The sequence below is a fragment of the Terasakiella sp. SH-1 genome (genome assembly GCF_004564135.1).
In the GTDB taxonomy this organism is placed as follows: domain Bacteria; phylum Pseudomonadota; class Alphaproteobacteria; order Rhodospirillales; family Terasakiellaceae; genus Terasakiella.
Genome location: NZ_CP038255.1, coordinates 304,807 through 319,869, shown reverse-complemented (window position 1 = coordinate 319,869; position 15,063 = coordinate 304,807). Strand labels below are relative to the sequence as shown.

12 protein-coding genes are annotated in these 15,063 nt (G+C 48.7%); 1 reads left to right on the top strand and 11 read right to left on the bottom strand.

Features of this window, described 5'->3' with window-relative positions; all coding sequences use genetic code 11:
• Positions 1-60 precede the first annotated feature (60 nt).
• The 8 genes from mamZ to E4K71_RS01420 all read right to left on the bottom strand — a co-directional run bounded on the left by mamZ (position 61) and on the right by E4K71_RS01420 (position 8,698).
• Positions 61-2,055 carry a magnetosome biogenesis transporter MamZ gene (gene mamZ / locus E4K71_RS01460; RefSeq protein WP_135075525.1) on the bottom strand — a complete coding sequence of 665 codons (1,995 nt, stop codon included), beginning with the start codon at positions 2,053-2,055 and terminating at the stop codon, positions 61-63.
• 4 nt (positions 2,056-2,059) lie between these two features.
• Positions 2,060-2,857, bottom strand: coding sequence for a magnetochrome domain-containing protein (locus tag E4K71_RS01455; protein ID WP_135075522.1), 798 nt, complete (start codon positions 2,855-2,857; stop codon positions 2,060-2,062).
• A gap of 211 nt (positions 2,858-3,068) precedes the next feature.
• Positions 3,069-4,424: a pentapeptide repeat-containing protein gene (locus E4K71_RS18315; protein WP_206201935.1), complete on the bottom strand. Its 1,356-nt coding sequence runs from the start codon at positions 4,422-4,424 to the stop codon at positions 3,069-3,071.
• Between the two features lie 178 nt (positions 4,425-4,602).
• Positions 4,603-4,902, bottom strand: coding sequence for a polyhydroxyalkanoic acid system family protein (locus E4K71_RS01440; RefSeq protein WP_135075520.1), 300 nt, complete (start codon positions 4,900-4,902; stop codon positions 4,603-4,605).
• A 9-nt stretch (positions 4,903-4,911) separates the two neighbouring features.
• Positions 4,912-5,835, bottom strand: coding sequence for a protein kinase family protein (locus E4K71_RS01435; RefSeq protein WP_135075517.1), 924 nt, complete (start codon positions 5,833-5,835; stop codon positions 4,912-4,914).
• A 44-nt stretch (positions 5,836-5,879) separates the two neighbouring features.
• Positions 5,880-6,854, bottom strand: a complete 975-nt coding sequence (locus E4K71_RS01430; RefSeq protein WP_135075514.1) for a protein phosphatase 2C domain-containing protein — start codon at positions 6,852-6,854, stop codon at positions 5,880-5,882.
• Positions 6,855-6,863: 9 nt separating this feature from the next.
• The gene (locus E4K71_RS01425; protein ID WP_135075511.1) at positions 6,864-7,775 is read right to left on the bottom strand and encodes a vWA domain-containing protein; all 912 of its coding nucleotides are present in this window, start codon (positions 7,773-7,775) and stop codon (positions 6,864-6,866) included.
• Positions 7,776-7,990: 215 nt separating this feature from the next.
• Positions 7,991-8,698, bottom strand: a complete 708-nt coding sequence (locus E4K71_RS01420) for a Crp/Fnr family transcriptional regulator (RefSeq protein ID WP_135075508.1) — start codon at positions 8,696-8,698, stop codon at positions 7,991-7,993.
• Between the two features lie 225 nt (positions 8,699-8,923).
• On the opposite strand from E4K71_RS01420, the gene E4K71_RS01415 reads away from it, so the two are divergent.
• Positions 8,924-10,123, top strand: a complete 1,200-nt coding sequence (locus tag E4K71_RS01415) for a TIGR03862 family flavoprotein (protein WP_135075506.1) — start codon at positions 8,924-8,926, stop codon at positions 10,121-10,123.
• Here E4K71_RS01415 and E4K71_RS01410 read toward each other — a convergent pair.
• The 3 genes from E4K71_RS01410 to E4K71_RS01400 are packed head-to-tail and all read right to left on the bottom strand — an operon-like array spanning position 10,116 to position 15,060.
• Positions 10,116-13,067, bottom strand: coding sequence for a PAS domain S-box protein (locus E4K71_RS01410; protein ID WP_135075504.1), 2,952 nt, complete (start codon positions 13,065-13,067; stop codon positions 10,116-10,118). The genes E4K71_RS01415 and E4K71_RS01410 overlap by 8 nt on opposite strands.
• Positions 13,064-13,558, bottom strand: a complete 495-nt coding sequence (locus tag E4K71_RS01405) for a hydrogenase maturation protease (RefSeq protein WP_135075501.1) — start codon at positions 13,556-13,558, stop codon at positions 13,064-13,066. The genes E4K71_RS01410 and E4K71_RS01405 overlap by 4 nt, the downstream gene beginning before the upstream one ends.
• Positions 13,555-15,060, bottom strand: a complete 1,506-nt coding sequence (locus tag E4K71_RS01400) for a nickel-dependent hydrogenase large subunit (protein WP_135075498.1) — start codon at positions 15,058-15,060, stop codon at positions 13,555-13,557. The genes E4K71_RS01405 and E4K71_RS01400 overlap by 4 nt, the downstream gene beginning before the upstream one ends.
• Positions 15,061-15,063: the final 3 nt, after the last annotated feature.

Genomic DNA, 15,063 nt, shown 5'->3' with positions numbered 1-15,063 from the left:
TTTTTATAGAGAAAGAAAAAGGGCTGAGGTTTTTTATGACCTCAGCCCTTTTTTTATGGCTTATTCAGATGCTGCTTCAGCGATGGGGGCATCCCCGGTTGCGCCATCAGCTGATTTTTTCTTTTTCACGCGGCGTTTACGGCGCGGTTTGCGATTTGCACGGCGCTTGTGTTTCTGAATATTCTCATAGACACGATAGCCCAGAAGGATCGCAATCAAGGCTGCATAGATATAAGGTTCACCATTTTCCTTGTTTGCCGCCAGAATAAAGTGCCACGCAACGATGATATTGAGAATATAGGCCCCTTTATGTAAACGACGCCAGTTTTTCGGGTCCATCTTGTTGCGCACAGACTTGAGCGATGTTACCGCCAGTGGTGTGATGATACAGAAGGCTACAATCCCGAGGAAGATGAACGGACGTTTATAGGCATCTGCCAGCATGTGATCGAGATCGAAGGTCCATTCCAGTGACACATATACAATGAAGTGCAACATGGTATAGAAGAAGGCATAGAGCCCGATCATACGGCGGTATTTATGAACCGCTTTAATCTTGGTCAGTTCGGCAAAAGGTGTAATTGCCAAAGACAGGATCAGGAAGGTAAAGGCCCAGTCACCGAGATATCGGTTGATAAAGCCCACCGGAATATTTTCATGATCCACCCCCCAGAGATAGCCCCCCAACAGCATTCGGCCCAGCAACCAGGCAAAAGGCAGGGCGGAGGTGAGGAAAATCAGGGGGCGCCAGCTGATCTGGATTTTCTTGGTCAGTACATGGTCTTTATCTTCTTCAACCTGATGCATGACCAGCCAACTGGCAAAGATCACCACCATGAGCTTGCCACTGGCCATCAAAACAAAGGGAGCACGTGGGCCAACGGCATCGAAATAATAACCGCCACTTTGTACCAGCATGATAATGCCGACACTGCCGGCCAGATAAATCATACCAAGAACAGCACCAAGTAAGGGTTTTGGGGCAATATCAACCGTTAAAACTTTCAATGTGACCGTCGCCCCGCCATGACCGATCCCGATCAAGAGCAGCGGCAGGGCAATCCCCCAGTCATAGGGGTTTTTAAACAAGCTGATCCAGACATAGCCCATAGCCGCAATAGACAAAGAGGCACCAATGGCCGTGATGCGACTGTGACGTTCAATCAAATGCTGCCAAAATGGGATTGAGGCCAGAACACCGACCCCCATGACCCCAACCATGGTCGCGGCATGTGCGGTGGCATAAACGCGGGTTACGCCAATGATATCGGCAACGGAAATACACCATAGGGAATAAAACAGGCTGACCACAACCAAATCCATACGGGTGTAAAAAGCCGCAGCCACAGCCAGTTGCATGCGAGGGTCATTGGACACCAAGTCCCAAACGCGGAGCAAGGGGTGGCGCTTTTCTTCCCCGGCACAAAATTCTGCAACATCATGGAGAGAGTATTTCGTGACCCATGCCCCAAAGACTCCAAAAAGGACGAGGCTAAAGGTAATCAGTTCAATGCCATATTCATATTCGGCAATCTGCATGACGATAGCAGTTAGGATTGTACCGCCAAAAACCACCATGAAGACTGTATTTGTCATCAATTTAGGGCGGTTTTTAAAATCTGACAGATCCCCTACAAGAGTAAGAAGCTGCACCTGAACGGTATCAGAGCCCAACGTCACCAGAACACGGGCAAAGTAAAAGGCAAACAGCCCCCCAACACCCAGATACACACCCAACTCATAACTCATCGGCGTGAGGAAGGCACCGACAGCAATAAAGAGAAAGGCATAGAAAATAATGGGGACACGACCAATAAAATCAGACTTGTAACTGAAATAACCGACACAGAGGATGGAAACCATTTCGGCGACTACCTGAATGTCGGCGTTGATTTCACCTTCTTTTTCAAAGGGAATATTGAAAATCTGATCCAACAGCAAAGGCTGTACAGAAACCGCCAAGGCCCCAATCAAGGTTGAAATGGCCGATAGCAAATAAATACCGTTCCATTGATGGTTCTGGAATTTGCTTTCTAAATTATTCAATAACATCATTGCCTTATTTCCCCATCATTGCCATTGGGTCCCATAGTCCCCTCAAGTGGGAATTACGCAGGAAACAGGATTTACCATTTACACCGAGTGTTGTGGCATAAGCCAACTCGGTTCTATCTTTGGGGTCTTCGGCTGCTGCTTGGCCCTTGATAAACATGCCTTTGAAAACACGGCATCCTTCTGATTTCAGGAACCAGTTCGGGGCGAGATCGACCCACATGGGTTGTGTAATCCCGTTATCGACCAGAGCCACGATGTTCGCTTGTGGGTCAAGCTTGGGATTTTTGGGGAAAATGCGTGTCACCTTTCCCTGAAAGCGGAAAAACGTGAAAATTTCATGAGCTTCTTTATCCAAAGGCTTGGCCTTGGGCGGGAAACGTAAAGACGGTTTTTTCTTCACTTCGCCTTGAGGCGGCATCGCCATGGCAGCGGTGACAGCTTGGGCAACACCACTACCACCCACATCTTGTTGCAGGCTGTTCACATAGCGGTGACAGTTGCTACAAGGTTGTTGGTCACGCTCATCGCCGTGTGGTGAGGGTGCACCAACGGCAATCGGAATACGAAAATCTTTGCTTTGGTTGGGGTCCGGTGGGAGAATCGCATGACAGGTTGAACATGTCATTTTCTCTTTACCATCGGTATGCGGGGCAGGTGTTCCAAGAGTAATCGGTGGCGCATCACCATAGGAATGATCCTGCCAAGGGTTATCTTCCACCACGGCAACAAAGAAAATACCCAAGCTGAAAGCAATGCCAAGAGCCATAACCCATTCAGCGACACTATGAGGGATGTATTTCAACGAAGAACCCTTAGTTTATAATTATTCAAAAACCGACCACGAGGCAGCACTTTAATTGAGAGTTCCGCGATTATAAAGCATAAATTAGCAAAGTCACCCACAAGCATGCCCATATACACGTATGCAGCGACTTTTTTGCAACAAACCCTCGCTGCAATGCAAAATCCCCTCATAAAAAGAGGGGATTTTTTCGCATTTTCTCATAGAGAATCTATTCAGATTTGGCTTCGCTGACAGAATAACACAGCACTTCGAAGCTGGGCCCATCCTGATTAAAGGTCTTGGTCCATTTACGCGATACTTTTTCAAAACTGAACAAGTCTTTCTTGATTTCCGGACGTCTATAAAGTTCATCCAGCATCAAGACTTCCCCCGGTTCGGCCAGTGGAACCAAACGTGCCATCGGTGTGATGGAATTGATAATCAAATCCTTGGTATCGCTTTCGGCTGACCCGCAAGAAGTCACGCTGCCCCAGTTCACCCCGACAAAGGCATCGGTTTTCATATCGCGCAAAATGTTGAGATAGCCCCGCGCACAACTGAGCGCCGTATTCGGGTTTTCAAATGCCCCGAAGAAAGCATCCCCACGTGCCGCCATGGCAACATTTTCTTCTGTATTTAAGAAATAGCGGTTATAGCGACGCAACAGGTCAAGGAAGTCATGTTCATCACGCGTGCTTTTTTCTTTAAACTTGGGCAAACAAAGGGTGACAATGGCACATTCCTTTGTCTCATAAACATTATATGCATTCTCGTCAAAGTCATCTTCAACGACAGGTTCCGGCGCAGGCGGTTCCAGAATATCAGCCAGTTGAGGCTCTGGTTCTGGTTCCGGCATTGGTTCCGGTTCGGGCTCTGGTTCTGGTTCAATAATCGGTTCTGGCTCAGGCACTTCTTCCAGAAGGACTTCTTCGATAACAGGTTCTTCTTCAACAACCTCTTCGACATATTCTTCTTCTGGGGCTGCTGGTTCATCGTCTGCGCCAAACAGATCGTAATATTGTTCCAGCATGGTGCCGCGCAGATCTGCCCCACCAAAAAAGGCACCGCTGGTATCGGCATTGGTGAAATCAGCCCCGGTCAGGTCCGCATCTCTGAAGTCAGCCCCGGCCAGATTCGCCCCCGTCAGGTTTGCCCCAGACAGGTTGACCCCAATCAGGCGAGCACCGCATAAATTGGCCCCGGTCAGGTCAGCCCCGGACATGTTGCTTTTGCCAACGATAGAAGAACCAGACAGGTTTGCCCAGCGTAATTTGCTGCCTGCTAAGTTGGCCTTATGCATATAGGCCCCGGCACAATTGGCCCGTTCCATGTTAGAGCCCGCCAGTGAAATCCCTTCCATATTGGCTCCGGCCATATTGGCCCCGGATAAATCACCGCCACTCAAATTGGTTTGTTTCAGGTTGGCTTTGGTCAGCAATGCACCTTGCAAGTCGATTCGGGCAAGGTTCACCGCTTTGATTTCGGCATGGGATAAGTCCGGGGTCACATTTTTGTCAGACTCCCGCCATGCATTCCATTCAGTAGAGCCTTTCCCAAGGTTCTGAAGGTGATACACGTTTGACATATTCAACACCTATGTTCAGCTGATGACACACTTGCTAACTCGAATCAAAAATCGAAATACAACTATTAAGACTCAACTTAGACGATTCATAATACCGCATAACCTATTGTTAATCAATCATTAACAATTTGCGGGGGGGGTGCCAAAAATGATACTTTAGGTTTATACAAAAGTATAATCAACTCATTGCTTTTTGCAATTGCTCACGTAAAATCTGTTCTGCACTACCTTTAAACGGACGTGCTGTCAGGGGCAGGACAATTTGCGCCTTGATAGAATGTTCAAGTGCGGCCACGGCTCCTTTGATCTTGAATCCCTTGACTTTTGCCGTAAAACGAAACAATCGGCCCTCACGTTCAAAGACGGCATTGCTCAACTGTTTGTTATATTTGCCCTGCTCTTTTAAGAAAGCTTCCAGACGGCTGGCGGCCTCTTCCTGTTTCAGGCTATGTTTGACTTCAAGATCAATTTTGGACATGAAAAAAATCTAAATTTCTGTTTTGCGGGCTAATTTCAACACGCGTTCAATACGCGGTACCGCAATAGATTTAGATTGCATCACCTTAATAAGCAAGTCCGTCCATTCACGTACCACTGGGTCTGCACTGCGTTTCAAATGCATAAACAGTTCTGAACGTCCCCCGGAAATAAAGTCTTCGCCGGTAAAAATCAGATTTTGTCCGGTGTTATATTTTTGATAAAGCCCTGGCTCAATCACAAGGGCACGCAAGGATAAGACAAACACCAACATGGAAAAATGGTCCAGTGTCTTGTCAAAATGATAAAAAGCACGCTTTGGGTGCTGATAGCTCGGCCCGCCAATGGCAATGGAATCCATTTTCGCCATGGCCGGGACAAAAAGGGAATCATAATCAATCAGGCGCAACTGCCCGTCAGGTGTGACCAACACGTTGTCATGTTTCAAATCCCCATGGGCAATTTTTTTGCCAAGCATATCCAGCGATAAATTCGCCCAGGCTTTGGTAATAGCCACAAGCCCACGACGATTGTTTTTAACACATTGGCGCTCAATCACGGCTCCTAATGTTTCGCCTTCCACCCAGGGCATGACCACAACCGGGTAATCGCGATTCCCCCCAATGCTCGAGGTCACATAAAGCTCGTCATTAAGGAAATCCACATCAATCAGATAGCGCGCTTTTAACTTGGCAAAGGTCAAAGACATGGCACGGTGGCGCTTTTCCAAATCCGGCAGATCATTAATAAAACATTTGAGTGCAACAGGTTCTGAACGGCCTTCCACATAGGCTTTGAATACCACGGCAAAGTTCCCTGCCCAAAAAACAGGTTCTCCCTTACCATCAAAAAACGGCTTGGGTTTCAGGCTTGCAAAGCGGCCCTCAAAATTGCGCAGGGCGTTTTTATATTCAGTAATAATTGGATATGCCATTTTAGTCCCTTTCTTCCCCTTAAAAAGGTACGCCTGACAAGGCGTTAGTTCTGCGCAATGCTCTCTTCGCGTTTTTTAATCATGGTCATCACCAGCGTTGAATCATCATTGGGGAGCAACCCCTCTTCATAACGCTCAGCAATATATCCTTGAAAACCTTCCGCAGTTCCCAAGGCATGATAAAGATCCAGAAGCTCACCTTTAAAGTCCGACACCGGCTCTGCCTGATGGGTGCGGACAAAATTTGCAACCGGGCTTGTGCCATTTTGTAACAAGTGGCGATATTCTGACATGAAGTTTCTCGCCACATCACTATAGGCCGTTTCCTGTTTTTGCGCCAGATAGGATAAATAACGCAAAATCACAAACAGCCCCATGCCATCAGAAGCCAGCACAACCATGGCATCATTTTTAATCTCATGGCTTAAGACCTGCACCTGTTCGGCCTTGGGCAAGTCTTTCCAATTGAGCAAATGAGGGTCCGCTTCCTGACTGGCGAGATTACCGGGAAGGGCAGCTGTCAACATGACCTCATTGCCCATTTCCTCAAACACATAGAGTGTGCTATCGCCATAATTCAGACAATCCAATGTCAGGCGATCATCTTGTTGATCCAGCCAGCTTGCCACCAGTGTGGCAAAGGAGCCTTCTTTTACCAGCTTGTTATGCTGTCCATGATTATTGGCACATTGCTTCTTGGCAAAAGTGGAAAACTCTTCCCAAAAACCGTCAATCCAGCCATTCAGATCATCATAGGAAGACAGCGGCGTTTCAGGCAGTCGGGAGCACAGCTTTTCCGCCCAGGCCCCACAATACATCCCCGATGACCCAGCTCCATCGGCCACCGCCATCAGGACACGCCCGTCATTCTGTTCAACACGAAAACGATCTTCATTCTGGCGCACAACGGCCTGGGTAGCCCCGTTGATCACATCATTTTTTGGCTTAGCCATGGTTTGGCCGCGCACATCAATTTCTGTCACTGTTTTTGTCACAGTGGCAGCAGCAGTCTCTTGCATATTCTTATTCTACTCCGCCGCGTGAGATGCGGCATTAATGACGAAGGCTTGTCTTGTGCCGATGTCGAGCAGTTTGACGAGGGCTGTGGCATCTGCGTTAAACGCCATACCTTTTACGATTGGGGTTTGGGACTGGTCGCGATCAAATATTTCGCAGATGATGGCCTTATAGCGTTCCGGCATGTCTGAGGACATTTCAAACAGGATGCGGGCATAATCTTCGTCTGGCAGTTCCATCTTGGACCAGGGGAAAGTCACGGTGGTGTCATTCTCATCTGTGATATGGCAATTGATCAGCAGCACTTGACCGTCTGTGGTCGTCAGGTCTGTTAGGCGCTTGGTGCTCATGATCAACTCGTTAGCAGATGACACATCATTTGCCATCCCATCGGTGATGTTGATGACGATGGGCGGGAAACATTTCGGGTTGCGATAAATCCATTCTTCCAGGGTCTGGCGTGCCATATTGATGGCCCCGTTCATCGGTGTGCTTTCCCCCGCAACCGGGGAGAGCCAACTTGAAACAGAAACCGTTTCATTAACGATGGTACCACGCACTTCGGTCTCAATGGTTTTCTGTTCCACATGGGCATGTTTCGCCACTTCGGAAATCGACACCATACGGCGTCCTTTCAGTGGACCTTCCCAGCAGAATTCCGGGCGGGAATTTCGGCCATAACCGATCACACCCACTTCAAAATAATCAGACACCCCTTCATCGCGGGTACAGCGATTGACCAGTTCGGCCAATGTGTTGTTGAGCGCTTCGGCCACGACTTCAGCACGCTTGACCGGCTGGCCACTTGCGTTGGTGCCAAAAGGCTTGTTCATGGAGCGCGACTGATCCACAAGAAAAAGGATCGCGCCGGGTGTGCTGGAACTGATTTCCTGAGAGTAATTCGGTTTCTGGTTGAAGTCCATCGTCGGTCCCCTGATTGTGCTGTCTTACCTGCATGGGTGCGCATGGGTTACAAAAAAGCCTGCCAAGAACAGCAGACAATTTCGAGCTTCATCGCCCTTTTTCAAAATAGTTAAGAAAAGATTAACACAAGGCGACTCCGCAGGGCTAGTGGTATTTTCACACTTGTCACAAATGACACTTTTGCAATTTAGACGCAGTTAAAGGTGCGGTGCTGTCACTCAAACTCAGCGGCTTCCAGTACACCTTGCAGGGCTTCTTCATTCATGATGGTGACACGGCCGCGCGCCAGTTCAATCCAGCCTTCGCCGCGCCAGATTTGTAGCTGTTTATTCACACTTTCGCGTGACGTCCCCATCATGCGCGCCAATTCTTGCTGCGGCAAATTCAGGCCGATCAACACGCCGCCATTATCCTGTTCTTCGCCATAAAGTTCGGCCAAATTCAACAGGCGCTTGGCAAGGCGCCCATCCAGGGGCAAAAAGGCGGCGTCTTCCACCATTTCTGAGGTAATGCGTACGCGATGACACAAAAGCTGCATGACCTGAATACACAGCTTGGGATGTTTTTCCAAAAAAGGGATAAAGTCACGACGCTGGATCACCAGCAGCTCGCTTTTTTCCATCGCAATGGCATCCGCAGTGCGGTCCATACCATCCAGCAGAGCAATCTCGCCAAAAAACTGCCCTTCTTCGATAATATTCAGCGTGACTTCCTTACCATTGGGCGAGGTGGTGACAATCTTGATTTTGCCTTCCTGCACACCAAACAGGCTATCGCCAGGATCACCTTTAACAAACAGGGTTTCCCCCTTAGCCAGTTTTCGCGTCACCGTCATGGACAGCAAACGATCCAGCATATCGCCTTCTAACCCGTGCAGAAGCTCACTATTTGCCAGTAATTGTTTTTTATCGCGAATAACCATCTCAACGTGCCTTTTTTAAATTTAAAAACAAAATAGCAGGTTTGTGAAGCAGGTCACAGATAAAGAATAGCTCGTCAGGTTATAAAATAGGTAACTTCTCTTGTTGCCCTCAAGGGAAGCCTCCCTTTCCCGGCGATGCGCACCCCTAGACATCGCTTGGAATTATGCCTATAGAGAGAATGGTCCACCCCGAGCCATTCTCTCTTTTTCTTTGTCAGGTACCTTATGGATCGAAAAAAAATCGCAATTATTGGCGGCGGTCCCGCAGGGTTGATGGCAGCTGAACAATTGGTCGGCCACAGCGGGCTGGAAATCCATCTGTTTGATGCCATGCCCTCGCTGGGGCGCAAGTTTCTCATGGCCGGTAAAAGTGGGATGAATATTACTCATAGCGAGGAATTCAGCATATTTTTATCGCGCTACCATGACGGTGGCAAACGGCTGGAAGATATCATTGCTGATTTTACCCCAAATGATATTCGCAATTGGGTGCATGAGCTGGGGATAGACACCTTTATCGGCAGTTCAGGCCGGGTTTTCCCCACAGACTTCAAAGCTGCCCCCTTGCTGCGCAATTGGCTAAAAAGCCTGCGAAATAAAGGATTACACACCCATGTCCGTCATCGCTGGGCTGGCTGGCGAAAAGAGGCTTTATGGTTTGAGACACCAAACGGTCCATACAACTTTCAGGCCGATGCAACCATCCTTGCCCTTGGTGGGGCAAGCTGGCCCAAACTGGGATCAGACGGGCACTGGCAGGGGCTTCTTAATCTTCCCATCCACCCTTTCAAGCCCAGCAACTGCGGCTTTTTGGTCAACTGGAGTGATCCGTTTAAAGAGAAATTTGCAGGTTCCCCAATTAAACCGGTAATCCTTCATGCAGACCAACAACAGGTCAAAGGCGAATTCGTCATTTCCGCAGATGGCATTGAAGGCAGTGCCATTTACACCATGAGCCGCACCTTGCGCCTTGAATTGGAAGAAAAAGGCAAAGCCACCCTGTATCTAGACCTGTGTCCGGATCGTTCCCTTGAAAAACTAAGCACTGCGCTGAACAAACCCCGGGGGGCCAAATCCATCTCCACCCATATCAAACGTGCCAGCGGATTAAGCGGGGCCAAAGCGGGCCTGTTGCGCGAATGTCTGGATAAAAATAACTTTACCGATATGAACAAACTGGCCGATGGGATCAAACGCTTGCCCGTTCCCCTTACAGGAATGCGTCCCATTGATGAAGCCATCAGCTGTGCTGGTGGTGTTTCTTTTGATGCCCTTGACGACCACTTGATGGTGCAACAACAACCCGGCCTCTTTTTATGTGGGGAAATGCTGAATTGGGACGCCCCAACCGGGGGCTATTTGCTGACAGCCTGTCTGGCCCTGGGCAAACGGGCCGGGCTTGGTGTCCTGCAATGGGTCAAATAATCTCTTTTTCCAGCACTGTTCGGACCGTCTTCAACAAATCTGCAACATTCACAGGCTTGGTAATATAGGCACGAAAACCAGCCCTTAACCCCTGTTCAACATCGCAGGGCTGAGCTTTGGCACTTAACGCAATGACCGGGATTGCCTGTGTCTGTGCGTTTGAATGTAACAATTTCATGGCTTCATAACCATCCATTCCCGGCAGATTAATATCCATCAAGATCAGATTGGGTTGCTCCTTACAGGCATAATCCACAGCCAGCTTGGCATTATTAACAGTAACCAGTGCCACATTGGGCAGGTTTGTCATTGCCCGTTCAATCAAAAACTGGTTGGAAGGGTTATCTTCGGCATAAAGAATAGTCTGTTCAACAGGTTCAGCTACAGCTGCTGTCAACGGGGGCGTGGCAGGCCCTTTTCCATTAAACTGAATGGAAAAAATATTTTGATTTAAAGCCCGTGCCTGTCTTTTGACTTCCTTGGCAGGGATCGGCAATAACACCTTGAAAACCGAGCCTTCCCCTTCAACACTTTCAGCCTGAATATCACCTTCCATCATCAAAACAAGCTTGCGGGTAATGGTAAGGCCAATACCGCTGCCTTCCACATTCTGGCCTTCAACCCCCAAACGGTTAAAAGGGGTAAATAAATCTTTCATATGATCAGGCGAAATACCATAGCCCGTATCCCGAATGGAAAGAGTTTGCACACCGTCTTCTTGTTCAGCTTCAATGAAAACATTCCCCTTTTCCCGGTTATATTTAACCGCATTGGAAAGCAGGTTGACCACAATCTGTTTTAAACGCACAGGGTCCCCATGAACCCTAAGCGGTTTTTCCCCGGTCAGATTATGCAGCGTGATATGGCGTTCTTCTGCCATTGTCCCCACAAGACAGATTGAATCCTCAAGGATTGAGGACAGGTCGGTATCCTCCATAGACAAGGGCATCTTCCCGGCTTCGATTTTTGCCAAATCGAGAACCTCGTTAATCAGCCCCAATAAATGCTGACCCGCTTTCAAGATATGGCTGATATATTCACGCTGCATTTCTGAAAGCGGGTCTTTGCGGCTCATTTCCATCAACTGGGCAAACCCCAAAATACCGTTCAACGGGGTGCGTAACTCATGGCTCATGGAAGAAAGAAATTCAGATTTCGCCTTATTGGCTTTTTCAGCCTCATCACGTGCCACACTTAATTCACGCGTTCTTTCTGACACAAGATCCTGAAGGTGATCACGATGGCGGGCCAGCTCTTCTTCTGCTTTTTTACGCTCATCAATATTTTCTTTAATGGCGAGATAACGACGCATCCGGCCATCTGGTTCATACATCGGGGCAATTGATAAAAGCTGCCAGAACAGGCTTCCATCCTTGCGTTTATTCAGGACTTCACCACTCCAATGCTTGCCTTGTTTAACCGTTTGCCACAGGGTCTCGTAATATTCATTCGGTGTTTGGCCGGAACGCACCATGTTGGTACGATGGCCAATGGCCTGTTCCTTCGTATAGCCCGTATTTTCCGTGAATTTTGCATTCACATATTCAATCACCCCATCTTCATCAGTAATGATCACTTCTGCCGGGGATTGTTCCAGTGCATAAGACATCAGGCGCATCTGCTCAGCATCTTCGCGCAAACGGGTGACATCCTGAGAGACAAGGGCAAAGCGCCCGCCCCCCATCACATTTGTCTGGCAATCAACAACCCGGCCACCCTGATAATAGCTTTCCCATGAACGAGAAGACGTTTGCAGGCTTTTCAGGCTTCTTTCATCCGGCCCTAACGAACACAGGTTGGTGCGCTCATTTTCCAGAGCGAGGAATTTTTCATAAGGTGTCCCCGGCACGGCCCAGCGCTGTTTGCAGCCCGTTATGCGCACAAAGGCCGGGTTTGACACCAGTAATTCGCCATCTTCATCAAAAACGGCAATCCCATGGGAAATATTACTAAGCGTTGCCTCCAGCAAGCGCAGGGCTTTTTCATTTTCTTTCTGGCGCAGGCGAAATTCCCGTTCTTTCACACCGGAAATATCACTAAAGACAAAAATGGCCCCTTCTTCCTTGTTGTGGGAATCATAAAGGCGGGTCCCCCGTAACAAGAACGGATGGGCCAAGGCGGCATTCCCGTTGGAACGGATATCAAATCGCAGGGACACTTCCTGCTCAAACCCTTGAATCGCAAAACATAATTGATAAAGTACAGGTAAGTCCGGGGCGACTTTTTCATAATGTTGACTGCTCAAACGCTCAAGATCTTTTGCAGCCAATAAATCATCAACGGGACGGCCAATAAAATCAAATTCTTCACAGTCAAAAACCGACATGGCCGATTTATTCACCCGTTGAATACGCCCATTGCGTCCTGCAATCACAATCACATCGCGCATGGAATCTGTGACACGAGTTACCAGATCATTCAGCTTGCCCAAATGGTGGGACTTTTCCTTCCATTCGGTTTTCCGGCTTTCCAGCTCAGAAAACATGACATCCATTTCTTCCATGCCGGAAACAACCTGTTCTTCCAGCGCGGAATTTGCCGCCCGCTGGGCTTCCAGTTCAATTTCAAGGCTCAGAACTTTTTCTTTAAGTGCCGTGCTATCAACCGCCTCCGGGCTGGTCGTATCCAGAACATAAAAATTCTCATGATCACACAACACATCCATGGCAATGGAATCGGCTCCCACCAGATCAAAGGTCCGCCCATGACGCGTACAGGTCAGGCGTGTCCCCTCAAGTGGGGCATACAATAAAGAGGCTTGCCCATGAGGGCATAGCAACGGCAATGCCTTGTAGCGCCCTTCCACCAGCAAAATCAGAATGTCACTGGGTTGATCCTCCCCTTTAAACAGCACACGCGCCGTCCAGCGCGTGGCTTCTGCCACAGAAACTTCATCAAGAATCTTCACCCGAATGGGCAAACCTTGAAGGGAGGAAGAAGTCATGATAGCCCCCTTCCTGCATTTAGCTTATCGAGAACCATCTGTGTCGCGATCATGACTTGTTCCTGTACAACAGGGCTCAGCGACATTTTAAAACTTTGCAACGGGGCAACAGAACAGGTCAAAACATCAATGTGATCAACGACCTGCTGATCTTCGCCTATGATCTCAAGCCCCTGTAAGATCGCCCCAACCCCAAGGCCATGAGAAGACATCTGCCCACAAGAACGGGCTTTTTGAAAACTACTGGCCTCATGCCAGGACAGTTTCCCTGCTTCGCCTTCATCATTAATGGCATCAACAATAATGGCATGAGCGCATTCTTCAAATAATGCCAAGGCTGACAAGCTGGAGGTTCCCCCATCCATCACACTGACATGCGCCCCTAAATCTTTGCTGCACAATTGTTCATAGACAGCCGTGCCAAATCCGTCATCCCCATGAAGGGGATTCCCAAAACAAACAATATGCGTTTTGACACCTTCCCCCATCATGATTTTCCAATCACTAAACGTGTCTCATGGCCCATCACATGGACGGTACAGACCAAACAGGGATCATGTGAGCGAATAACGTGACCAATTTCCAAAGGGTCCTTTTCATCAGCGATAGGCACACCGATCAAACTTTCTTCCCAATGGCCCCGACGCCCTGTTTCATCACGTGGCGAAGCATTCCAGGCTGTCGGCGTCACCACCTGATAATGGGCAATTTTCCCATCACGGATTTTCACCCAATGGCCCAGCGCCCCTCGTGCAGCCTCAATCGTGCCAAATCCGTCTCCATCCAGCCACAAGTCCTGTTTTTCAATAAAAGGCTGTTTGGCATGATCCAGCAACTCATGTAGTAATTGGCGCAAAATCAACAGGCTGGACGCCTGACGGCGAATACGGGCAAATTGACGCAGCCATGCATTGCTGCCTTCTGCCTTTGCAAAATCGCGCATCAGCTCATCCCCACTATTGAGCAAGGACGACAATGCCCCGGTCTGGACCACCTCCCCCTCATAACGCGGAGCCTTGGCCCAGCTATAAGCTTTGCCCCCTTGGGTATAATTGGGCTGGGTGATACCGTTAAAGGGGTGCTGGCATACCCCGCCTTCATCATTAAACCAGGCGTGGGACAGGTCTTCGGTGATTTTTGCCTGATCAAACCTTTCCGGTTGATCGACTTGGCCTGTGCGAATAAACCCGCCGGGGCGCAACAAACGATCTTGCCCTGTGGGTAAATACCCATAACTCAGATGGTTTTGCGAACCTTGTGCATAATTCTGGATCGACAGGCTGCGCGAAAAACGACTAAAGAGAGAGGCAACCGCCTGGGGGGTATCGTCACACCAGCTCAGATAATCCTCAACCTTGTTGATCGCCATCCAGTTTTCCAGCCCCCCGCCAATAACCCGGCGTTCAAACCAGTCAACATATCCATCCAGAATATTAAGCGCATCATGAAGATTGCGACCATTCATCGGGGTTGTTACCCCACCGGGCACCATGTAAGAGGAATGCGGCCATTGCCCACCAAAAATCGCAACGATTTTAACGATATTCTTGCTCTGCTTAATCGCATCACGATATGCCTGCCCACTGAGTTCCTGAAATTCGGCAACAACCTGTTCAAAGCCTGCAATGTGTTTATAGCGCTCATGACACAGGTCTGGGGTAAACATCAAAAAGGTCTGGCGACAATCTGACAGGATTTCTTCTGCCAACAAACAGATATTGCGCACACGTTTGGCATTTTCAGGAACAGCGAAATCAAATGCATTTTCCAGGGCCAATACAGCGGTATAAAGATGGGCAGTGCCACAAATCCCGCAGATGCGTGGGGTAATTGCCAAACTGTCCATGGCATCGCGCCCAATCAGGATTTGTTCAAAGCCACGATAAAGCACCCCTTTACACCAGGCATCCACCACATGGCCGTCTTTAACCTCAACATCCAGTTCAAGGTCGCCTTCCACCCGATTAAGATCAATTGAAATTCGTCTCGACATCTC